Source organism: Saccharopolyspora sp., from assembly GCF_017434145.1.
GTDB lineage: Bacteria > Actinomycetota > Actinomycetes > Mycobacteriales > Pseudonocardiaceae > Saccharopolyspora_C > Saccharopolyspora_C galaxeae.
Map to the genome: position 1 here is coordinate 1 of NZ_JAFRFW010000956.1, position 21,068 is coordinate 21,068.

The window sequence follows — 21,068 nt, forward strand, 5'->3', positions numbered from 1 at the left end:
GCGGCGCGGGCCGGGCACGACGCTCGCGCGTGGCCGTCCCCGGACCGGTGCGCCGGAAGCGGCCGGGACGGTCCCGCGGCCCCGCCACGCACACCCCAGCTGGACGACCCTCGAGGTTCGGTGCCCTGACTGCGCAGATCCCCACCGCGGACGGCAGGCTCGAAGGCCACCTGTCCGTGCCGTATCCGTCGATCTCCGGTGCAGCGCCGTGGCCCGGCGTGGTGGTCGTGCACGACGCTTTCGGGCTGAACCAGGACACCAAGAACATCACCGACCGGTTCGCCTCCGCCGGATACCTCGCGATCGCGCCGGACCTCTACAGCCGAGGCGGTTTCGCGCGCTGCGTGCGCTCGGTCTTCGGCCAGCTCAGCAAGGGCAGCGGCCGGGCGTTCGAGGACATCGAAGCGGCTCGCGAGCTGCTCGCGAGCCGGTCCGACTGCACCGGCGCGGTCGGCGTCGCCGGGTTCTGCATGGGTGGTGGCTTCGCGCTGCTGGCCGCGCCGCGCGGGTTCCAGGCCGCGGCGCCGTACTACGGGCAGGTGCCTTCGGACGCCGAGGTGCTGGCCGGGTCTTGCCCGGTGGTGGCCAGCTTCGGCGGCAAGGACCCGACGCTGCGCGGTGCCGCGGACAAGCTGGATTCGCAGCTGACCGAGCTGGGCGTGCCGCACGACGTCAAGGAGTACCCGGAAGCCGGGCACAGCTTCGCCAACCAGCTGCCGGTCGGCCCGTTCGGGCCGCTGACCCGGGTGCTGGGCTTCGGTTACCACCACGAGTCGTCCGAGGACGCCTGGCAGCGGGTGCGGAACTTCTTCGCCGAGCACCTGAGCTGAGCGGGATCAACTCGGCCCGCCGCACGCCGCAGCAGCCTCCGGTCGCGGTGCTGTACGCGGCGAGCAGAGATGATGCCGGGTGCGCCAGCGCGACCTCCGAAGAACCGATCACCCCGGGCTGAGCAGCTCGCGCGCCCGCCGCAGCATCGCCGCGCCATCCGGATGCCCGGGCAGCCACTGCTCGGGTTCGCCGATGGTGAGCTCCACCCGGCCGTCCGGCAGCATCCTGCTGCCTTCCGGCGGGCCTCCGAGCGCAGCGAGCAGTTCCTCGGACAGCAGCTGGTACCACAACGGCCGGGTCGGCCGGACCTTCGCGGACGCCTGGTGCGGATGCGCGTACGGGAACAGCCGATCCCGCTCGGCGATCCCCGCGCAGCCCCACGCCAATGCACCGCTGCCCGCGCGGATCAGCTCGCGCTGCGCCCGCAACGCTTCGGGCACGTCGACGGCGGGCCCCGCCGCCCCGATCGTCGCGCCGTGCCGGAAGAAATCGCCCATCCCGACCGCGAAACCACCGGTGCTGAAGTCGGTCGACAGCAGCGTCATCCCGCCGTCGGTCCGCAATTTCGCCTCGACCGCAGCGGCCAGGTCCTGCCTCGCCAGTTCGACCTCGGCGGAGCCGAACACGCCCAGCAGCTGATGTTCGTCCTGGTCGCTCGGCAACCAGCGCAACGCCAGGTCGACGACCTCGGCACCGGGCCGGTCGGCCACTCGCGGGGAATCCGGGCCCGCACGGCCGCGCAGCCAGCCGCGCGCGATCGGGGAAAACGCGTCCAGCGCGGTGTAGCGGTCTCCGATGGCCGGGGCGGGACCGATCTCGGCGTCGGTCACGCCGTGCTCGTCCAGCCGGTGCGCGAGCAGGTCCGGCGTCCGTTCCCGTTCGCTCAGCGGCAGGTCCTCGCCGAAGTCCACCATGATCAGCGAGCCGATGGGGGAGCGCATCGGCTCGGAGACGTACTTCGGGCCCTCCGGCTCGTCGCCGCCCGAAGTTCCCAGCTCGCGCAGATCCGCGCACGCCGCCCGCAGCGCCCGCGTGACCTCCGGGCCGGTGGACGTGCGCACGAGCAGCGTGACCGTTGGGTCGCCCCGCAACAGCTGCGCGGTACCGCGCCGGATGTCGATCGTCATGCCGTCCCCTCAGTGCGATGGCCGAACGGGCAACCGGCCGAACGGGCAACGGACACCGTAGCCGTCACGGCACGACCGGCACCGGAACAGGACGGATCGGGATCGGGATGACGGGTTCGGGCAGCTCGGTCAGCGGCCCGCCTTCGCTGTAGGCCTTCGACTGCACGTCGTCGCTCGCCCGGTCGTTCTCGGCGAAGTAGATGTGCCCGTCCGGATTGCCCAGGCCCCACACGAAAACGGTGTCATTGGTCCACGGCGTCTCGAAGTACGAGAAGAACCCGGTGGTCACGTCGAAGCCGGAGGCCCACTCGGTCAGCTCGTCGCTGGGCTCGAAATCGACGCCCCAGTAGCCCGCGCTGAGCACGTAGCCGTTCAGCTGCCCGGTCACCTCCACCGCGGTGGCCGGCCCCGCCCAGCGTTTGACCTCGAAGATGTCGCGTTCCTCGGTGGTGATGTCGACGCGGAACCGGTTCGTCCCGCGCGGGCCGACTTCCCAGTCGACCCGCTCGCTGACCGGCGTGTAGTCCAACACGCCGCCCCAGAACGAATCCCACCCGCCGGCCCGTTCCGCGTTGAGCTTGTTGATCGTCAAAGCCTGGGCTGCGCGCTCGGGCCTGCGGCTGTAGTAGAGGTCCTTGAGCGTGTCCGGATCCGCGTCGAGCGCGTCCTCGGTCAACCGGTAGCCGCGGACGCGGAAACAAGCCTGGTCTTGGAAGCACTTCCAGTGCCGTTCCAAACCGTTGCCCGGATCGCCCGAGCAGTTGCCGCATCCTCCGATGCCCGTGGCGGCAAGTTGCGCCAGCAGCCCGCCGCGCGCGTCGGCGACCGCCCACGTCCCGGTCGGGTCGGTGCGGTTCAACGGATCGTTTTCCGCGTACTGGTAGCGGTTGTTGGCCTGGCTGCTCGCCCCGATCAGCGCGACCGGGTCCGGGGCGTGGAACCGGCCCACCGCGCTGTCGAGGAAGCGGGCGCGCAGGTAGACGTCGGAGGCCAGCGACAGTTCGCCGCGGTAGCCGAACCTGGGAATCTCCGGGGTGGACAGCGGCGCGCGGTCCGGTTCGGCATCGAGCGCCCCGAACGCCCCGTAGCGCTCGGCCTGCGCCCACGGCCGGGTCTGCTCGGTGCGGACGGTGGAGCCGAAGGCGTCCCGGGCGAACACGACCGAATTCTGCGCGGTGGTGGCGAAAGCCCGGCCTTGGCCATAGGTGAATCGGGCGCCGGCCAGCCGTCCGCCGACCGGTGCGGAGTCGTCCTGCCGGGCATCCGTCCGGACCCGTTGATCAAGGATCTGCGGCAGCCGGTCTCCCACGCTCCAGCGGTAGTCGACCGAGGTCGGCGCCGCGTCGTCGCCGATGCGCGACTCCAGCTCGGTGAGCAGGCCGTCGCCGTTGTAGCGCAGCTCGGTTCGCTCCGACGACCACGCGGTGGTGCGCGTCGATACCCGCGGGAGGCCGAGGCCGTCGTAGTCGATGACCTGTCGGCGGTCGCCGTCATGCTGTTCGAGCAACCGGCCTGCCGGATCGTAGCGGTAGGCGATCCGCCTGCCTTCCTGCTCGACGGCGACGAGCTGATCCGCCGCGTCGTAGAGGTAACCGGTCCGCGCACCCTCGCGGACCACCGCGGTCCTGTTCCCCGCGATGTCGTAGGCGATGCGGGTGTCCGCGGAACCGTCCGCCGTGCGCGAGCTGATCGAGACCAGCTGGCCGCCCGGGTCGTAGCCGAAGGTGTGCCGCAGCACCTCTTCCGCACCGGTGGCGTCCGCGCCGACGTGATCGACCTGGCCGGTGATCCGCCCGTCGGCGTCGTGCGAAAGTTCGGTGCGGATCGCCGGTACGTTCGCCCGGTTCTCGGCGAACTCCGCCAGCAGCCCGCCTTCGTAGCGGTAGCGCCGCGACCAGCCGCCGGGCAGCTGCTCGGTCACCAGCCGCCCGTCCGGGTCCACGGCGTAGACGGCTTCTCCGGCGTCGGAGTCGCGCAGGCCGACGAGCCTGCCGTTGCCGTCGTAGCGGTAGTGCGCCGCCGCACCATCCGGATAGTGCAAGGCGGTGCGCTGGCCCGCCGCGTCGTAATCGGCGACCAGGCGGCCTTCGTCCGGGACCGTGACGGTGCGCAACCGTCCGGCCGTGTCGTAGTCGTAGCCGGTCGTTCCGGTGCTGTCGGACATGCTCTTGCGGCGGCCCGCCGCGTCGTAGGTGTAGCGCACTTCGGCGCCGTCTTCGCCGTGGCGGCGCAGCAGGTTGCCGCGTGCGTCGTACTCGAAGTGCTGCCGCAGCCCCGAAGGTTCGATCAGCGTGGCCAGGTTCCCCGCCGCGTCGTACTCGCGCCGGGTGGTGCGCCCGAGCGGGTCGGTCACCGATGTCCGCCTGCCCGCGGCGTCGTGGGTGAACCGGGTGCTGACGCCTTTCGCGTCGACGAGCTCGGTGAGGTTGCCGAGTTCGTCGTAGTGGTGGCGGGTGGTGCCGCCGCGTGCGTCGGTGCGGCTCACCAGGCGCCCGGCGGCGTCGTAACCGAACCGGGTGCGCATCCCGCTCGGGTTGATCACTTCGGTGCGCCTGCCCCGCGAGTCGTAGCGGTACCGGGTGATCCAGCCGCGCGGGTCCACCACGGCGGCGAGCCGCCCGTGTTCGTACCGGAAGCGGGTGACCAGGCCGGCCGGGGTGCGCACCGCCGTCGTCCGTCCCGCGGCGTCGTGCTCGAACCGGGTCCGCCCGCCCTCCGGATCGGTGATCGCGGTGATCCGGCCGTTGTCGTCGTAGTGGTATTCGGTGCGCCTGCCCAGCGGATCGATGCGCACCGAAGTCCGCCCGTCCGGGCCGTGGCGCCGCATCGCGACGGCGCCGTCCGGGCCGGTCTCGGTGACGACCCCGGCGGTGTCGTCGTACTGCGTGCGCCAGGTCGCTCCGGCCGGGTCCGTCACGGCGACGGGACGGTCCAGCGCGTCGTAGTCGACGGTGGTGACGGCTCCGCCGGGGTCGGTTTCCACGACCGCGTTGCCGCGCTGGTCGAACTCCTTGCGCACCGTGCCCGCCGGTGAGCTGACGCTGGTGTTGTTGCCCTCGGCGTCGTACTCGTAGCGGGTGGTGGCGCCCACCGCGTCGGTCACGGCGGTGATCCGGTTCAGCTCGTCGTGCGCGAGCGTGACCTGCTCACCGGCGGGTCCGGTGACCGTTGCGAGGTTTCCCGCCCGGTCGTAGCCGTAGCGGGTGCTCGTGCCGAGCGGGCCGGTGGTCGCGGCCAACCGGCCCGCCGCGTCGTACTCGCGACTGCTGCGCGTGCCTTCCTGATCGCTCGTGCTCAGCAGCCTGCCCGCCGCGGAATACCGCCGCTGCCGCACGATGCCGTCCCGGCCGGTGGTGCCGACCAGCCGTCCGGCGTCGTCGTACCGGTACTCGATCCGCTCACCGAGGGCGTTCGTCTCGGCGACGCGCCTGCCTGCCGCATCGTGCTCGTAGCGGGTGTTCGCGCCGTCCGGTGCGGTGGCGGTGACGAGGTTGCCGCGGTCGTCGTGCTCGTACCACCAGATCCCGCCGGCGGGGCGCCGCGTGCGGAGGACTTTCCCGTCCTGCACGACCTGGTGCGTGATGCCGCCGGACGGGTCGCTGATCGTGGCAGGGATCCGCTCGTCGCCGTGGTAGGTGAACAGGGTGCGCAGGCCTGCCGGGTCGGTGACGCTCGTGATCCGGTGTGCCTCGTCGTGGGTCCAGCTCGTGGTGGCGTCCCCGAACGTTTCGGTGACCAGGTCGCCCGCTTCGTCGTAGTGCTGTGCGAACGCGGTGCCGCCCGCGGTGCTGCCCTCGACGAGCCGGCCGTCCTCGTCGCGGCGCAGCGAAGTCGTGCCTCCGAGCGCGTCGGTGACACGCACGGGGCGGCCGTCCGGGGCGTGGCCGAACTCGGTCCGGGCCCCGGTCGGGCCGTGCACCGCGGTCGTGCGGTTCGCGTCGTCGTAGGAGAAGCGGACTTCGACCTCGCCCGCGAGAACCTGCTGCACCACTCGGCCGTCGGCGGGGTCTCCCGAGGCCACGTCCGCGAAGTCGTTGCGCACCAGCACCACGCCGTCGGCGTCGGTGACCCGCGCGAGCAGCCCGGCCGGAGTGCTGTCGTACCTCGTCGCGCCGGTGCCGGGGGTGGTGGCCGAGCTCAACACCGGGATGTCCAGCGATGCTGCGTCCGCGACGCCCGCGGTCTCGTACTCGTAATGCACCGCGCGGCCGTCGTCGGCGACGACCCGGCGCAGCAGGCCGCCCGCGCCGTAGGACAACTCCAACCGGAATCCGGCCGAGTGCACCGCGGAGATCAGCAGCCCGGCCGAATCATATTCGCAGTCCACTCGTTGCCCGCGGGCGGCGCGAGAACGCATCCGCCCGGCGGCGTCGAATTCCCAGACCTCGCCGCTGAAGAAGTGCAGCTGCCAGGACTCGGCCTGCTCGCGCAGCTCGGCGGGCAGGTCGGTCGCGCGCCCGTGGGTGCCGTCCGGACGGTGCGGGAAGGTCAGCGCGCGACCGTCCGAGTGGTGCAGCACGATTCCTTCGGACGACTCGAAATCCAGCCTTGCGTCCATTGTGGACGTCCAGCCGCGTCCGAGCCGGCCGGAGCCGGGTCCGCGCGAGTTGTAGGTCCTCGCCCAGCTCAGCAGCGGACTCGGCATCGGCAGGTCGAGCGCGGTGCGGGTGTGGTTGCCCACCGCGGTGTGCACGCCGTCCCCGGCGAACGAATATCCGGGAACGCGGCCCAGAAGTTCCCGGATCGGCCGATTCGGAAAGGGTTCCGCGCTCGTCATGTGTGACCCCCATCCACCACCTGCGAGAGGGGCATCACGCTAGTGATCAGCGCAGCGCGGTCACAAGGTCGTTCATCCGGATGGACGCTGGAATGCGGCTTCGCGGCCGCGTCGCTGCGGATGCATCCGGCCGCGGTGGGCCGAGTACCGGGCGAACGGTTCGTTCGCCGCCGGACCGACGCCAGGACCGCGAAGTCCGAAGTGGACGGACGCGCCGGTCAACCGGCTCCCTCCAGCCGCCGGTAGCGCGGGATGACTTCGTGCGCGAACCGGCGCTGTTCGGACTCGAACGGCTGGAACTGCAGCATGAGCGTGCCGATGCCGAGCCGGCGGAACTGCAGGATCCGCTCGGCCACCGCGTCGTAGCTGCCGACCAGACCGGCCGCGGTGCCGCCGTTGGTGCCGATGTGCGGATGCTTGGCGAAGGTGTGGAACATGACCGCCTTCGGGTCCGCGTTGGCGACCAGCCCGTCCCACGCCCGCTTGCCCTGTTCGGCCAATTCCCATTGGTAGGCCAGCACTTCCTGCGCTTCGGCACCGGTTTCGCGGGCGATGACGAACGCCGACAGCGCGTACCGCAGCGGGTCGCCCTCGCGCGGGCGGGAGGCGACGTCGTCGATCAGCGCGCGCACGTCCTGCTGCGGCTGGCCGTTGATGAACCAGGTGTCGGCGAGATCCGCGGCCAGCGCCCGCGCCGGGTCCGACTCACCGCCGACGTAGACGGCAGGCCGGTGGCGGTGCCCGCTGGCCGGTTTGAGCTGGTAGTCGTCGATGTGGAAGTGCTCGCCGCGGAAGCTGACCCGCTCACCGGCCAGCAGCCCGCGCACCACCCGCAGCCATTCGGTGCCGTAGGCGTAGCGCTCGTCGTGCTCGGCGAATCCGATGCCCGCGCGTTCCAGCTCGGGTTTGAACCACGCGTTGACCAGGTTGATGCCGAACCGCCCGCGGCTGATCTCCTCGATCTGCAAGGCCTGCTTGGCCAGCACCACCGGGTGGTAGAGGTACGGCTTGATCGCGGCGATGATCTCGATGCGCTCGGTGAGCGCGGCGAGTGCCGCGGCGGCGGTCCAGGTGTCGAGCTGGTCGTACTGCTCGCCGAACGGGTTGATCACGTGCTGGGCGAGCAGCGTGCTGTCGTAGCCGAGTTCCTCGGCTTGCAGGATCTGCCGCCGGTTGCGTTCCCACGAGGCGTCGACGGGGTCTTCGGGGTGGTGGAACGAGGCCCAGTTGCCGTAGACCAGCGCCCAGACGCCGAACCGGAGTTGTGCGGACATGCCGGAAGGTCACCAGCCGCAGGTGCGGTTCGGCCAGACCGTCCCAACACGTGAGCGAACGCGGAGCCCGCCTGCCGATCGTTCAGACGTGATCGACGACCTTTCCGACGGTTCGCCGGACGAGCTCGTGGTCCCGGCCCAGGTCCCGGCCGAGATCCTTGGCCGCATCGCGCGCCAGGTCGCGGGCGGTGTCCTTGGCCAGGTCCCGGCCGAGATCGCGGGCCAGGTCCCGCGCGAGATCTCGGGCCAGGTCCCGCGCCAGGTCCCGGGCGAGGTCGCGCGCCACGTCGCGGGCGATGCCCTCCTCGACGTGCCCGAGGTCGACGCCCTTGACGTCGCGTACTTCGAGCAGCGGGTCCGCGGCGGCGTTGCCGGTGCCCAGCGGGAGCGCGGCGGCCGCCGCCACGATCGTCCACAGTGGAGGTCCGAGTCGGAGTCGCATCGGCGCCTTCTCGTTGATCGACTTCAGCTACCGCAAGATCATCGACCGCTTCGGCGGGCGCCCGCATCGCTGGATCGGGTGTTGATCGCGCACTCGGGCGGCTCGCTTGATGTCCGACACACCGGTACCGACGCGTTCCGGTTGGACGCGGGCGCCCGTTCCGGAATCCGAGGTCACAGCGCCGCGCACGGCCGCTGAACGGGCAGGGGCGGCATCGCAGGAGCGCGGCCGCTGTGCTAGAGAACAACCGTGTCCGCTCGAGTCCTTGACCCCAGCGCCCTCGCCAAGAACTACCGCGCGCAGATCCGCGCCGAGGTCGCCGCGCTCCCGGAACCGCTGAGCCTGGCCGGTTTCCGCGTCGAAGGCGAGGGTCCGACCCAGACCTACGCCGAATACACCCGGCGCGGCTGCGAACAGGTCGGAATCCACTTCGAGGAGCGCGTGCTGCCGCCCGAGCAGATCGAGCGCGCCGTGCACGAGGCGGGCAGCGACCCGCGGGTGCACGGGATCTTCATCTACTACCCGATCCAAGGGCTCGCGCAGGACCGGTGGCTGCGGGAACTCGTCGACCCGCGCAAGGACGTCGAGGGGCTGCACTCGTTCTGGAGCCGCTGCCTCTACGAGAACCGCCGCTACATCGACACCGGCCACACCAAGCGGGCGGTGCTGCCGTGCACCCCGCTGGCCGTGCTGAAGCTGCTGGAGGAGGCCGGGGTGACCCGGCCCGGCTCGCCCGAGCCGCTCAGCGGCCTGCGGGCCTGCGTGTTCAACCGCAGCGAGATCGTGGGCCAGCCGCTGGCGGCGATGATGGCCAACGACGGCGCCGAGGTCACCTCGTTCGACATCGACGGCGCGCTGTCGTACCTGCCGCCGAAGGACCGGGGCACCTCCGAGGTCCGCGCCACCGACATCGACCGCGCCGCGGCGCTGGCGCAGGCCGACGTGGTCGTGACCGGCGTGCCGTCGCGGGAATTCCCGCTGGTCGGGCCCGGCGAGATCAAGCCGGGCGCTACCTGCGTGAACTTCTCCACGATGAAGAACTTCACCGACGACATCGGCGAAGCCGCCGAAGTCTTCGCTCCCAGGATCGGCCCGATGACGGTGACGATGGCGCTGCGCAACGCCGTGCGCCTCTACCGCAACTGGAACGGCTGAGGGCGAAGCCGCCGCGCTAGCGAGCGCGGTCCTGGTGGGCGGGAGTGTCGTCGCCGCTCCACGCGTAGTAGTCGGTCTGGTCGAGGCCGAGGAATCCCAGCAGCCGCGCGGTGAACTCCTCCTGCAGCTGCTCGACGCTCTGCGGCGCGTTGTAGTAGGTCGGGATCATCGGGTACACGACGGCACCGGCCTCGGTCACCTGCGTCATGTTCCGCAGGTGGATCAGGTTGAACGGTGTTTCCCGCACGCACAGCACCAGCGAGCGCCGTTCCTTCAGGCACACGTCCGCGGCCCGCTCGATCAACGTGTTCGCCTGGCCCTGCGCGATCCGGCCCACCACGCCCAGCGCGGCCGGGAGCACGATCATGCTGGTGGACGGGTAGCTGCCCGAGGTCGGTGCGCCCGCGAGGTCGTCCGGGTCCAGGGCGCGGACCTTGGCGGAGTCGCCGCCGAGCAGCAGGCGCGCCGGATCGTCGCCGTCGGTGCCGCCGAACTCGTGCGCCACCAGCTTGCGGCCCGACGGCGAGACCATGAGGTCCACGTGTTCGACCCGCTCGTCGCGGTCCAGCGCGGACAGCACGCGCCGCGCCACCCGGGTGCCGCCCGCTCCGGTCACCGCCATGATCATCCGCTGTCGTTGCGCCATCGGCCCTCCTCGCACGAAGTCCTCGCTGCACCGGCGAGTTTGCGGGCTGCCGGTCGGGGCTGCCGGATGCGGTGGACGCAACGCGCGGTTCGCGGGACCGGCGGGCGTGGCTCGCCGCACGGGGGCTCCAGGCGGATTTCCCGGCATCCGAGAAGTGCCGGACCAGGGCTTGGAAGCCGGACGGCCCGCGCGGTGTTGTGCTGGGAGAGCGACCCGCGCCGGGCGGTGCGGGCGACGGCGAACAGGAAGGTGACCAACTGATGTCTCTGGCTCGGCGGGACGAGATCCCGCAGCACCGCCTCGGCTCCCGCGGTCCGGCGGTCAGCGCGCTGGGCTACGGCGCGATGGGGCTGTCCGGGGTCTACGGCGAGGCCGACGACACCGAGTCGAAGCGGCTGATCCGGCACCTCGTGGACGCGGGCATCACGCACATCGACACCGCCGACGTCTACGGCCGCGGGCACAACGAGATGCTGCTCGGCCAGGCGCTGTCCGGCGGTCTGCGGGAGCGGGTGGTGCTGGCCACCAAGACCGGCGGCGGAGGTGCCGAAGGGCTCGGCCACCCGGACCGGATCCGGGAGGCGATCGACGCCAGCCTCAAGCGCCTGGGCACCGACCACGTCGACGTGTACTACCTGCACCGGGTCGACCCGAGCACGCCGATCGAGGACAGCGTCGGCGCGTTGGCCGACATCGTCGCGCAGGGCAAGGCCCGCCACATCGGGCTCTCCGAGGTCAGCGCGGAGACGTTGCGGCGGGCGCACGCCGTGCATCCGATCGCGGTGACGCAGGAGGAGTACTCGCTGTTCACCCGCGACGTGGAGGCCGAGCTGCTGCCGGCCGCGCGGGAGCTCGGCGTGGGCGTGGTGGCGTATTCGCCGCTGGGACGCGGCGTGCTCGGCGGGTCGATCCGCAGCGCTGATGACGTGGAGAACCTCTCCGCGCGCCAGCAGCGCTATCCGCGGTTCGAGGAAGAGGCGCTGCGCGAGAACCTCACCAGGGTCGACCGGTTGCGGGAGCGCGCCGACGAGCTGGGCACCACGCCCGCGGCGCTGGCGCTGGCATGGCTGCTGGCGCAGGGCGAGGACGTCGTGCCGATCCCGGGCACCCGACGGGAGTCCAATCTGGACGGGAACATCGAGGCGGCGCGGCTGGAGCTGCCTGCGGAACTGGTCGCCGAGCTCTCCGGGATCTTCCCGCCCGGATCGACCGCGGGGGAGCGGTACGCGAGTGGGCTGCGGGGCAGCATCGGCCGTTGATCCCAGCGGGGCGTCGTCGCGGCGGCGCCCCGCTTTTCGGCCGGAAATCGTTCGGTTCCGTTTTCGCGCCGGACCTTGCACTGGATCCGCCCCGGTTCTGCGGTCGGTCGCCGCCCTTGCGCTGAACGCCCGGACGTCGTGCCGCCGTTTCGCTCGCGGCGTTGGGCCGAACAGGCCGATCGTCCTCGCAGTTCGCAGGCCTTTCCGGTCGCCATCGACGGCATTGTCCGATCGGTATAGCCGTTCTGGAATATGCCGAAAAATTGCCGAGGGGGCGGGTGGATCTCCCGGTCAGAACGCGTGCACACTGTCCGCGGCACGCTCGTGCTTTTCGCGAAGTACCGAACTGGAGAACCGTCCGATGAGTATCGAAAGCGCCCCCGCCGTGTGGGCGAAAGTCCTCGACGAGGAGCCCTGGGTTCCCTACGAGGACCCGCACCTGCCCGGCGGCGAGAACGCCGCTCAGGTCAAGATCCTGGCCCCCAACGTCTTCTACGCCTGGTTCCCGCCCGGGTTCGCCGCCCCGGAGCACAGCCACCCGTTCAACACGACGTACTACATGGTCAAAGGCGCGCTGCGGTTCGGCGATGAGGGCTGGGTCGGCGCCAATGCGGTTCGCGGTGTCCGCGCCGGGCACGTTTACGGGCCGGAGCAAGCCGATCCGGTGGAGGGCTGCGAGTTCCTGCTGGTTAGCGACGGGGACATCGGGATCGACTGGGCCGTCTGAGCGGCCGCCCCGAGTCCGAGCAGGACGGAACGCGCCGTGACGATGTGGACAGCAAGGCGCGTCGGCGGCCGGGCGGCGCCGACGCGCCTGCGGATCACTCCGCGTGCGCCGCGGTCACCGCGTTCGCCCAGAGCACGAAACGCTCCCGGGTGCCGGTGATGTCCAGCAGCCGCGCCAGCAGCCCGTAGCGGTCGGGCACGACGCGCAACGAGATGTCGCGCTCCTCGGCCCGCAGCCGGCACTGCTCCAGCAGTTGCAGTCCGCTGGTGTTGCAGTACGTGATCGCCGAAAGGTCCAGCACCACGACTTCGCTGCACGAGGCGAGCCGGTGCCACATCAGCTCGTGCAGCCGTTGCACCGTGTGGCTGTCGATCTCGCCGCGCGCCGACAGCACGATCGTGCCGCGGTCGGGCCGCGTGACGTCGATGCCGAGTCCTTGCGTCGCTGCCCGTTCGGCGTGTTCCTGAGCAGGCACCGGGCTGATGTCTCGCGCGGCCGGGACGGTGAAGTCCACGTCGCCGATGTGCGTCTCTTCCGGGAAGGGAGGGCTCTGAGCCACACGCATTGCCGCCTCCTGATCGATCGCGGAGGACGCTCGGCGCCGCTGTGAGCCACAGCGCCGAGATGCGCCCTAGGCGTTCTCCGTCTGTGCGCGGCTGTGAACTCAACCGGTGCCTACGGTACCTGCCGGTGCAACCTTGCGAAGGCAGCGACGGAAGTTGCTGATGTGGTCGGGAATTTGCCCAGCAGTGATGCGCGGTTGTCCGGTGCGCGAATAACACCGGCCTCAACGGGTAACCCGCGGCGCAGCGACCCCTCGCTTTGGAGCGCGATGACCGCGACGAGCACCGGCGCGAAGTCCCTGCCCCGCGCCTCGACCCCGGACACCCTGCGGGCCGCGGCGATCGCCATCGCCCCGATGCTGGCCCAAGGCGTGATCGCCCGCCGCCCGCGCATGGTCGAACTGGCGGGCAGGCTCGGCACGGACCGGCGTTCCGTGCGGCTGCTGCAGGAATTCCGGCGCCGCTACGGTCCGGGTCCGCTGCGGCTGCGAGTGCCGTTCCGCTCGGTGGCGCTGGTGCTCTCGCCGGAGCACGTGCATCGCGTCCTGGATGGCTCACCCGAGCCGTTCGCGCTGGCCAACGTGGAAAAGCGCGGTGCGCTGAACCACTTCCAGCCGCGCGGCGTGCTGGTCTCGCACGGGGCGAACCGCGCCGACCGGCGGCGGTTCAACGAGGACGTGCTCGACACCGGCAACCAGGTGCACCGGATGGCCGACCGGCTCGTCGGCAAGGCGGGCGAGGAGGCGGACGAGCTGTTGCGCACCGCGGAATCGCGGAATTCGCTGGTGTGGAACGATTTCGCCCAGGCGTGGCGGCGCGCGATCCGGCGGATCGTGCTCGGCGACGCCGCGCGGGACGATCGGGAGCTGACCGCGCTGCTCACCGAGCTGCGCTACGACGCGAACTGGGCCTACCTGCGGCCGAAACGCGGCGACGTGCGCGAGCGGTTCACGCGGCGGTTGCAGGAGTACCTGGACGCGGCCGAGCCGGGCAGCTTGGCGGAGCTGGTCGCCGCCGCCCCGTCCAGCGCCGAGACCGCTCCGGTCGAGCAGGTCCCGCAGTGGCTGTTCGCCTCCGACCCGGCGGGCATGGCCACCTACCGCGCGCTCGCGTTGCTGGCCGCGCACCCGGACCAGGCCGGTCGGGTGCGCGCCGAGCTGACGGATCGGGATCTCGCCCGGCCGCAGGACCTGCCGCTGACCCGCGCGAGCGTGCTGGAGTCGGTGCGGCTGTGGCCGACGACGGCGGTGGTGTTGCGGGACAGCACGACCGAAACCGAGTGGGACGCGGGCACGCTGCCCGCCGGTACCGCCACCCTGATCCTCAGCTCGTTCTTCCACCGCGATGACGAGGTGCTGCCGCAGGCCGACCGGTTCGATCCGCAGGCGTGGCTGGACGGCCGCGCCGAGCAGGACTGGTCGCTGTTCCCGTTCAGCGGCGGGCCGGGCACTTGCCCGGGACGGGAGCTGGTGCTGTTCACGGCGAGCACCGTGCTCGGGAAGTTGTTGCGGCGGCACGATTTCCGGTTGAGCGCGCCCGCGCTGCGTCCGGAGGCGCTGCCTGCCGCGTTGAATCCGTTCGCGGTGCGCTTCGCCGTTTCGGCTCGGTGACCGCGAATTCGCCGTCCGAGCATTGTGGACGGTTGGGTGCGATGTGGTCGGCAGGCACGGTTCGCGCTCCGCGCGGCACCGCCGGTCGATCGTCAACGCAGCGTTGACGAACCTGGGACGTCAACTTATGGTTGACGCATGCCGAACGAATCCGCAACGCAGTCGATCCGGCTCGACGACCTGATCGACGCGATCAAGAAGAACCGCTCCGACGTCCTCGACCAGCTCTCCGACGCGGTGCTGGCCGCCGAGCACCTCGGCGAGATCAGCGACCACCTGATCGGGCACTTCGTCGATCAGGCCCGCAGCTCCGGCGCCTCCTGGACGGACATCGGCGGAAGCATGGGCGTGACCAAGCAGGCCGCGCAGAAGCGCTTCCTGCCGAAGGATCCCGGCGGCGTCTCCGACCTCGACCCGGCGCAGGGATTCAGCCGCTTCACCCCGCGGGCGCGCAACGTCGTCGTCGCCTCGCAGGAAGAGGCCCGCGCGGCCGGTAATCCCGAGATCCGGACCGCGCACCTGGTGCTGGCGCTGCTGAGCGAGCCCGAGGGCGTGGCGGTCACGGCCCTGACCGCGCAGCAGGTCACCGCCGAGGACGTGCGCAGCGCCGCTGCTGCCGTGCTGCCGGACCCGGTCGAGGACGTGCCGCCGCTGATCCCGTTCGACTCCGGCGCGAAGAAGGCCTTGGAGCTCACCTTCCGGCAAGCGCTGCGGATGGGGCACGACTTCGTCGGCACCGAGCACATCCTGCTCGCACTGCTGGATCTGGAGGACGGTTCCGGCGTGCTGTCCGGGCTCGGAGTGGGCAAGGCGCAGGCGCAGGAGTCGATCGCCGCGGCCCTGCAGCAGAAGTGATCACCAGGTCCGTGGTCTCCCGGGCGCCGAGCCCGGCCACGGCCGAAGCTCCCGCGCTGCCCAGCGCCGCGACAGCTCGGCGCGCCACCGGCGCCGAGCCGCTCACCGAGCCAGTTGGTCCGGCGTCAGCATCCCCGAACCAGCCGGTTCGGCAAGGTAGGCTGATCCGGTGCGCGCCGCAGGCCAAGCCACCCGCGAGCGGATCCTCGCCGCGGCCAAGGAGGAATTCGCCCGCCACGGCGTCGCGGGCGCGCGGATCAACCGCATCGCCGCCGGCGCCCGCGCCAGCAAGGACCGGCTCTACGCCTACTTCCCCAGCAAGGAGGAGCTGTTCGCGGAGGTCGCCAGCCGATGGGTCGCCGAAACCTCCGAACGCACCGCGCTGCGCGGCGACGACGTCCCCGGCTACGTGGGCCGGTTGTTCGACCACTACTTGCACGACCCGCAGAGCGCCCGGCTGCAAGCGTGGCTGGACCTCGACCAACCGGTGGACCTCACCCGCGACGACATCCGGTTCAGCGGACTGCGCCCGAAGATCGACGAGATCCGCAGCGGCCAAGCGACCGGGCACATCGACCCGTCGTGGCACGCCACCGACCTGCTCGTGGTGCTGCTGGGCATCGCCCGCTCGATGGCGCTGTCCGCGCTGGCGGTGGGCAAGGTCGGCGGGCGCGACCCGGACACCATCCGGCGGGCCGCGGTGACAGCCGCCCAACGCGTCGCCGAACCACCCCGATGAGATCGGACCTCGTTTTGCGGAGGTGTCCGGGTAGCGGCACCCCGCCGGTGGTCCGTTGTCGTAGATGGTCACCCGCTCAGCGGCGCCGCCGCTGACAGGACAACGACAACCCGGGCGCACCCAGCTCGCGGGAGTGCGCCGTGCGCGCGGGTGCGGAGCACCGGAGACATAGGATCTATCGGCATGTCGAGCTTTGCCGAGCCGGTCCCGGAACGTGCGGACTTCACCGTGCTGTGGCCGATCACGACGCGGTGGGAGGACAACGACGTCTACGGGCACATCAACAACGTCGTGCACTACTCGTGGTTCGACACCGCGGTCAACGGCTGGCTGATGCGCGCCACCGGCTCGGACATCCGCGAGCTGCCCGCGATCGGGCTGGTCGTGGAAACCGGGTGCCGCTACCTGTCCGAATTGAGCTTTCCCGCCGGGATCGAGGTCGGTCTCGGTCTGGAACGACTGGGCAGCTCCAGCGTCACCTACCGGCTGGCGGTCTTCGGCGACGGTGCCGCCGAACCGGCCTCCGTCGGCCGGTTCGTGCACGTCTACGTCGACCGCGAGACCCGCAAGCCCACGAGCGTGCCGGAGACGATCGTGGCCGCACTGCAGGACTTGGCGCGCTTCGCCGCGAACTGAACCGCCCCGGTGGTGGTCGCCGAGCGTGTTCACCCGCTAACTTCGTGGTGCGGCGGTGCGAGGAGGTTGAGCCGATGACGTGGCTCGAGGTGCAACCCGAAGATCTGTCCGAGATCGACGTGCGACGGCCGAACTCGGCCCGCATGTACGACTACTACCTGGGCGGGTCGACGAATTTCGAATCGGACCGGGATGCGGCCCGGCAGGTGATCGCGGCGATGCCGGACGCGGTCACCTCCATCCGCGCGAACCGGTCGTTCCTGGCCAGAGCGGTGCGGTTCTGCGTGCAACAGGGCGTCGAGCAGTTCCTCGACCTCGGCTCCGGAGTGCCGACCGTCGGCAACGTGCACGAGGTCGCGCGCTGGCTCGACCCGCGCGACAGGGTCGCCTACGTGGACAACGAACCCGTCGCGGTCGCGCACGGCAGGCATCTGCTGCGCAACGTCGAGCGGACCACGGTGACCGAGGCGGACCTGCGCGACATCGACCGGGTGCTGACCGCGGACGGGGTGACGCAGCTGCTGGACTTCGACCGCCCGATCGCGGTGCTGATGGTCTCGGTGCTGAACTTCGTCGAAGACGACGACGTGGCCCGCGAGGTCGTCCGCCGCTACACCGAACCGCTGGTGCCCGGCAGCTTCCTCGCGCTGTCGCACGTCACCCCGGAGTCGGTGCCGCCGGAGGTCGCCGGCCGGGTCGCCGAGCTCTACCGCAACGCGAACCCGCCGAGCTTCTGGCGTTCGCCCGCGCAGATCTCCGCGCTGCTGGAAGGGTTCGACCTGGTCCCGCCGGGTTTGGTGACGCCGTCGCAATGGCACCCGGACGGTGATCAGGAAGCCGAGCCGGCACAGGTGGCCTACCTGGCCGGAGTCGCCGAGATCTAGGCGTGCCGTCGAGCTCGGGTTGCACAGGTGGCGAAAGCGGCTGACGTGAACGAGCCGACGCCGCGGTGAAACGAGACCGGCGGCTGCCGCGGCGGTGGCCGGTCGGCACCGCCGCGGCGATGCCGACCGGCGTCAGCGGCGTTCGACGATGCCGCGTACGAACGCCGCTTGCCCGGCGTGCTGCAGACCGTCCGCCAGCACGCTGACCAGCCGGACGCCGCGCGTCACCGGCGGGGTCCAGCCGCGGTCGATCACCTCGTCGAGGTCCTCGTCGGTCAGCTTGCGCACCGAGTCGGTGGTCTGCCGGTGCACCGCGTCGTGGTACTCGGTCAGCAGGTTCGCGGGCGCGCGCACGGCCGCGACCTGGTCGGAGCTGTGCCCGTAGCCGATGTCGGCCTCGTCGAAGGGCAATCCGAAGCGGTCCCGGAAACCGCGCGCCAGCCACACCTGATCGGTCCCGCTCACGCCCGCGAGGTGATCGTCCTGCACCCGGGTCAGGTGCCACACCAGCCAGGCGATCGAGTTCGCCTGCGCGTCGACGCGGAACGCCAGATCCTGCTCGGTGAGGCCCTCGACGGCCTCCAGCACCGCATCGCGGATCCGGTCGTAGCCGTCGATGAGCACGTCAGCGCTGGTCATGTCGGTCCTTTCCGGTCGGTTCGATGCGCCCATGCGCATCCGGTAACCGTACGACCGAGCCGGTGCGGCAGGCAGCCCACGAGCCCGTGCGCAGGACCGGCACCGCATTGCCCGGCACCACTCTGCGACCCGTTTCCGAGGCATGTCACGACGACGGTCACGGTTTCGTCCTTGTCTTGTCAGCGGCGGAGCCGCTGAGGTTCCGCTACCGGCACCGCTACGCAAACCGCCCCGAGACCCTCAATTATCGTGGTCGCTGCCTGCGGTGGCGCCGGGGCCGCCGAAGTTGAAGTTCAGCGTCCGGTCGATCTCCAGCAGGCTGTCGCCGTTGTTGCTGAGGTTCAACGCGCTCGGGCCCGCCGCGTGGCTGTGCCCGTCGCTGCTCGGCCCGGCGTGGGCCACTCCGATCGGCGCGATCAGCAGGGTTCCGGCGAGTGCCGCGCAGGCGGCGAGTTGGCGCAAGAGGCGCACGGGAGTTCCTTTCCAGGAGATTTTTCCGATGGGGCAAGGGATTCGAGGGTTCTTCAACGACTTGCCGGTGCCACGTCAGGCTCCGCTTCGGGCGTCGTTGCGGCGAATCTGCGGGCCAGCCAGGCGCAGGCGATCAGCTGCAGCTGGTGGTAGAGCATCAGCGGCAGCACCAGCAGCCCCGCGCCGGGTCCGGCGAACAGCACCGAGGCCATCGGCAGGCCGCTGGCCAGGCTCTTCTTCGAGCCGCAGAACACCAGCGCGATGCGGTCCGGCCTGCTGAACCCGAACCAGCGGCCCAGCAGGCCGGTCACGGCGAGCACGATCGCCAGCAGCACCGCGCTGACCACCAGGAGCAGTAGCAGCCGCACCGGCGTGAGCTGGTGCCAGATGCCGCCGACGGTGCCTTCGCTGAACGCCGTGTAGACCACGCCCAGGATCACGCACCGGTCCATCCGGCCGAGCACCTTGCCGTGCCGCCGCACCCACTCGCCGACCCACCGGCGCAACGCCTGCCCGAGCAGGAACGGCACCAGCAGCAGCAACACGATCTCCGGCAGCGCGTCCAGCGGGAACCCGCCGGTGGTGCGCGAGACCAGCCAGCCGGCCAGCAACGGGGTCACCAGCACGCCCAGCAGGTTCGAGAAGCTGGCCGCGCAGATCGCCGCGGCAACGTTGCCGCCCGCGATCGAGGTGAACGTGATCGACGACTGCACCGTCGAGGGCAGCACGCACAGGAACAGCAACCCGAGGTAGAGCGGTTGCGGCAGCACGGCGGGCACCAGCACCGCGCAGGCCAGGCCCAGCAGCGGGAACAGCACGAACGTGCTCAGCAGAATGACGCCGTGCAGCCGCCAGTGCCGGATTCCCTCCCAGGCGGCCCCGCCGGGCAGCCGTGCGCCGTACAGGAAGAACAGCAGGCCGATCGCCACCGTCACCGCGTGGTCCAGCCCGATCGCATATCCGCCGCGGGCGGGCAGGATCGCGGCCACTGCGGCGGTGAGCAGCAGCGCCAGCACATAGGGGTCCGGCTTCAGCCGGGCCGCCATTCGGGACATCATTTCCGGCAACTCCACGACGTCGTTTTCCGCCGAATGCGGATGTTTGCACGAGCGGCGGAACGGTTCGATTTCCACCGGGCAGCGGACCCGCTCGATGGTTCGCTTTCCGCTCCGGCGCGGGATCAGACCGGCATTTCCACCGGTTTGACGTGGTGCCGGCTGATGTTGCTCTCCAGCAGCGCCAGCGAGTCCGCCACGCCCACGCTGCGTTCGGAGATCTCCGGCAGCCTGCCGTCGTTGGCGCGCAGTTCGTGCAGCGCGTCCTGGATCGCGGTCTGCGCCGCGAACAGGCACGGCGTGCTGTAGATGGCGACGTTCACGCCGAGTTCCTGCAATTCCGGCAGCGAGATGCGCGGCGATTTGCCGCCGGCGATCTGGTTGAACAGCAGCGGCTTGTCGCCGATCACCTTGCGGACCTTGTGGATCCAGTCGACGCTGCGCACCCCGTCCACCAGCAGCACGTCCGCGTCGGTTTCGGCCAGCGCCGCGGCCCGGCGCAGGATCTCCGGCTCCTCGGTGGCGTCGGTGCGCGCCACGACCACCAGGTCCTTGCGGGTGGCCAGCACCAGCTCCAGTTTCTCCAGGTAGTCCTCCAGCGGCAGCACCTGCTTGCCGTCCACGTGCCCGCAGCGCCGCGGCCGCTTCTGGTCCTCCAGGATGACGCCGGAGGCGCCGATCATCTCCAGCTGCTCGACCACGTGGCAGGCGACCTCCGGGTCGACGTAGCCGTCGTCGATGTCGACCAGCAGGTGCTGGCGGGGGAACGCCAGCCGCAGCCGCTGCACGAACGCCACGATGTCCGGCCAGGCGATGAAACCGATGTCCGGCAGGCCGTAGTGCGAGGCCGCGAAGCCGAACCCGGAGATGAACATCCCGGAATAGTGCTGGGCCGAGATGGACGCCGAGAACATGTCGTAAACGCCGATCAGGGGTGTTATCTCCGAACCGGCGACCTCGTCGCGGAGTGCGGTTCCGTAATGCACGTGTGTTCCTCCTCGGGAGTTTTCCGGTGCGCGCGGCAAGATTTCGCGACCGGTGCGCGGATTTGGCCGAGCCCGGCCGGAAACGCGATGCGCGCCTTCCGGTCTTCGCGGCCGCGGTCTCGGAACGAGGTCCGGAACCCGGCGGTCGAATGGAACCGGCGAACGCGGCGCCGGTGCCGTGCGAGGTTCGCCTTGCGGGGTGTCGGAAGGCTGGTCCCGGAAGGCGGGTTTCGGAAGGCGGGGTGCCGGCAGGCGAGTTTCCGTCCTGGCTCGACCACGACTTTATGCCACAAACCGGACGCCTACAAACCCACAGTCGGGTGCAGCTCGGTACTCGATGGCGAAGCACACTGCGTGATTAATCCGGCCGACGGTGCAACTTTTTGAATTCG

General features: G+C 70.8%; 19 protein-coding genes. 9 read left to right on the top strand and 10 right to left on the bottom strand.

The features are described from left to right. The first annotated feature begins 125 nt into the window (after positions 1-125). Positions 126-830 carry a dienelactone hydrolase family protein gene (locus tag IJH84_RS25690; RefSeq protein WP_295149974.1) on the top strand — a complete coding sequence of 235 codons (705 nt, stop codon included), beginning with the start codon at positions 126-128 and terminating at the stop codon, positions 828-830. A 108-nt stretch (positions 831-938) separates the two neighbouring features. On the opposite strand, the gene IJH84_RS25695 is transcribed toward IJH84_RS25690, so the two are convergent. The 4 genes from IJH84_RS25695 to IJH84_RS25710 all read right to left on the bottom strand — a co-directional run bounded on the left by IJH84_RS25695 (position 939) and on the right by IJH84_RS25710 (position 8,451). After that, positions 939-1,958 carry a hypothetical protein gene (locus tag IJH84_RS25695; protein WP_200069647.1) on the bottom strand — a complete coding sequence of 340 codons (1,020 nt, stop codon included), beginning with the start codon at positions 1,956-1,958 and terminating at the stop codon, positions 939-941. A gap of 64 nt (positions 1,959-2,022) precedes the next feature. Beyond that, entirely contained in the window at positions 2,023-6,735 is a 4,713-nt protein-coding gene (locus tag IJH84_RS25700; protein ID WP_295149941.1) for a DUF6531 domain-containing protein, read from the bottom strand. Between the two features lie 218 nt (positions 6,736-6,953). Continuing rightward, entirely contained in the window at positions 6,954-8,009 is a 1,056-nt protein-coding gene (locus IJH84_RS25705) for an LLM class flavin-dependent oxidoreductase (protein WP_295149943.1), read from the bottom strand. Positions 8,010-8,091: 82 nt separating this feature from the next. Beyond that, complete coding sequence (locus IJH84_RS25710; RefSeq protein ID WP_295149945.1) at positions 8,092-8,451, bottom strand: hypothetical protein; 360 nt, start codon at positions 8,449-8,451, stop codon at positions 8,092-8,094. Positions 8,452-8,700: 249 nt separating this feature from the next. Between IJH84_RS25710 and IJH84_RS25715 the strand changes: the two genes are divergently transcribed. Beyond that, complete coding sequence (locus IJH84_RS25715; RefSeq protein ID WP_200069643.1) at positions 8,701-9,606, top strand: bifunctional methylenetetrahydrofolate dehydrogenase/methenyltetrahydrofolate cyclohydrolase; 906 nt, start codon at positions 8,701-8,703, stop codon at positions 9,604-9,606. 16 nt (positions 9,607-9,622) lie between these two features. On the opposite strand, the gene IJH84_RS25720 is transcribed toward IJH84_RS25715, so the two are convergent. Beyond that, entirely contained in the window at positions 9,623-10,252 is a 630-nt protein-coding gene (locus IJH84_RS25720; protein ID WP_200069642.1) for a UbiX family flavin prenyltransferase, read from the bottom strand. A gap of 260 nt (positions 10,253-10,512) precedes the next feature. Between IJH84_RS25720 and IJH84_RS25725 the strand changes: the two genes are divergently transcribed. After that, a complete protein-coding gene (locus tag IJH84_RS25725; protein WP_295149948.1) occupies positions 10,513-11,511 on the top strand; it encodes an aldo/keto reductase in 999 nt (332 codons plus the stop codon). A 361-nt stretch (positions 11,512-11,872) separates the two neighbouring features. After that, positions 11,873-12,238: a hypothetical protein gene (locus tag IJH84_RS25730; protein ID WP_200069640.1), complete on the top strand. Its 366-nt coding sequence runs from the start codon at positions 11,873-11,875 to the stop codon at positions 12,236-12,238. A 94-nt stretch (positions 12,239-12,332) separates the two neighbouring features. Here IJH84_RS25730 and IJH84_RS25735 read toward each other — a convergent pair whose 3' ends face one another. After that, a complete protein-coding gene (locus tag IJH84_RS25735) occupies positions 12,333-12,803 on the bottom strand; it encodes an STAS domain-containing protein (protein WP_295149949.1) in 471 nt (156 codons plus the stop codon). Between the two features lie 267 nt (positions 12,804-13,070). Between IJH84_RS25735 and IJH84_RS25740 the strand changes: the two genes are divergently transcribed. The 5 genes from IJH84_RS25740 to IJH84_RS25760 all read left to right on the top strand — a co-directional run bounded on the left by IJH84_RS25740 (position 13,071) and on the right by IJH84_RS25760 (position 17,525). Beyond that, complete coding sequence (locus tag IJH84_RS25740) at positions 13,071-14,411, top strand: cytochrome P450 (protein ID WP_295149951.1); 1,341 nt, start codon at positions 13,071-13,073, stop codon at positions 14,409-14,411. 138 nt (positions 14,412-14,549) lie between these two features. Beyond that, positions 14,550-15,266 (top strand): Clp protease N-terminal domain-containing protein, encoded by a 717-nt coding sequence (locus IJH84_RS25745; RefSeq protein WP_295149953.1) that lies wholly within the window; start codon positions 14,550-14,552, stop codon positions 15,264-15,266. Positions 15,267-15,435: 169 nt separating this feature from the next. After that, entirely contained in the window at positions 15,436-16,005 is a 570-nt protein-coding gene (locus IJH84_RS25750; RefSeq protein ID WP_295149954.1) for a TetR family transcriptional regulator, read from the top strand. Between the two features lie 183 nt (positions 16,006-16,188). Continuing rightward, the gene (locus tag IJH84_RS25755) at positions 16,189-16,641 is read left to right on the top strand and encodes a thioesterase family protein (protein ID WP_295149956.1); all 453 of its coding nucleotides are present in this window, start codon (positions 16,189-16,191) and stop codon (positions 16,639-16,641) included. Between the two features lie 74 nt (positions 16,642-16,715). Next, on the top strand, positions 16,716-17,525 hold the full coding sequence (locus IJH84_RS25760) for an SAM-dependent methyltransferase (protein WP_295149958.1): 810 nt from the start codon (positions 16,716-16,718) through the stop codon (positions 17,523-17,525). A 132-nt stretch (positions 17,526-17,657) separates the two neighbouring features. Here the strand turns inward: IJH84_RS25760 and IJH84_RS25765 are convergent, their stop codons facing one another. The 4 genes from IJH84_RS25765 to IJH84_RS25780 form a co-directional block, all read right to left on the bottom strand. Next, complete coding sequence (locus tag IJH84_RS25765) at positions 17,658-18,164, bottom strand: DUF664 domain-containing protein (protein ID WP_200069633.1); 507 nt, start codon at positions 18,162-18,164, stop codon at positions 17,658-17,660. 240 nt (positions 18,165-18,404) lie between these two features. Next, on the bottom strand, positions 18,405-18,635 hold the full coding sequence (locus tag IJH84_RS25770; RefSeq protein ID WP_200069632.1) for a hypothetical protein: 231 nt from the start codon (positions 18,633-18,635) through the stop codon (positions 18,405-18,407). Positions 18,636-18,688: 53 nt separating this feature from the next. Then, entirely contained in the window at positions 18,689-19,690 is a 1,002-nt protein-coding gene (locus tag IJH84_RS25775; protein ID WP_295149977.1) for a bile acid:sodium symporter family protein, read from the bottom strand. Between the two features lie 125 nt (positions 19,691-19,815). Beyond that, the gene (locus IJH84_RS25780) at positions 19,816-20,676 is read right to left on the bottom strand and encodes an isocitrate lyase/PEP mutase family protein (protein WP_295149960.1); all 861 of its coding nucleotides are present in this window, start codon (positions 20,674-20,676) and stop codon (positions 19,816-19,818) included. Between the last annotated feature and the right edge of the window lie 392 nt (positions 20,677-21,068).

Coding starts and splice junctions, on each gene's coding strand:
- IJH84_RS25695 (WP_200069647.1), bottom strand. CDS start 1,958: ATGACGATCGACATCCGGCGCGGTACCGCGCAGCTGTTGCGGGGCGAC.
- IJH84_RS25700 (WP_295149941.1), bottom strand. CDS start 6,735: ATGACGAGCGCGGAACCCTTTCCGAATCGGCCGATCCGGGAACTTCTG.
- IJH84_RS25705 (WP_295149943.1), bottom strand. CDS start 8,009: ATGTCCGCACAACTCCGGTTCGGCGTCTGGGCGCTGGTCTACGGCAAC.
- IJH84_RS25710 (WP_295149945.1), bottom strand. CDS start 8,451: ATGCGACTCCGACTCGGACCTCCACTGTGGACGATCGTGGCGGCGGCC.
- IJH84_RS25720 (WP_200069642.1), bottom strand. CDS start 10,252: ATGGCGCAACGACAGCGGATGATCATGGCGGTGACCGGAGCGGGCGGC.
- IJH84_RS25725 (WP_295149948.1), top strand. CDS start 10,513: ATGTCTCTGGCTCGGCGGGACGAGATCCCGCAGCACCGCCTCGGCTCC.
- IJH84_RS25730 (WP_200069640.1), top strand. CDS start 11,873: ATGAGTATCGAAAGCGCCCCCGCCGTGTGGGCGAAAGTCCTCGACGAG.
- IJH84_RS25735 (WP_295149949.1), bottom strand. CDS start 12,803: ATGCGTGTGGCTCAGAGCCCTCCCTTCCCGGAAGAGACGCACATCGGC.
- IJH84_RS25740 (WP_295149951.1), top strand. CDS start 13,071: ATGACCGCGACGAGCACCGGCGCGAAGTCCCTGCCCCGCGCCTCGACC.
- IJH84_RS25745 (WP_295149953.1), top strand. CDS start 14,550: ATGCCGAACGAATCCGCAACGCAGTCGATCCGGCTCGACGACCTGATC.
- IJH84_RS25755 (WP_295149956.1), top strand. CDS start 16,189: ATGTCGAGCTTTGCCGAGCCGGTCCCGGAACGTGCGGACTTCACCGTG.
- IJH84_RS25760 (WP_295149958.1), top strand. CDS start 16,716: ATGACGTGGCTCGAGGTGCAACCCGAAGATCTGTCCGAGATCGACGTG.
- IJH84_RS25765 (WP_200069633.1), bottom strand. CDS start 18,164: ATGACCAGCGCTGACGTGCTCATCGACGGCTACGACCGGATCCGCGAT.
- IJH84_RS25775 (WP_295149977.1), bottom strand. CDS start 19,690: ATGTCCCGAATGGCGGCCCGGCTGAAGCCGGACCCCTATGTGCTGGCG.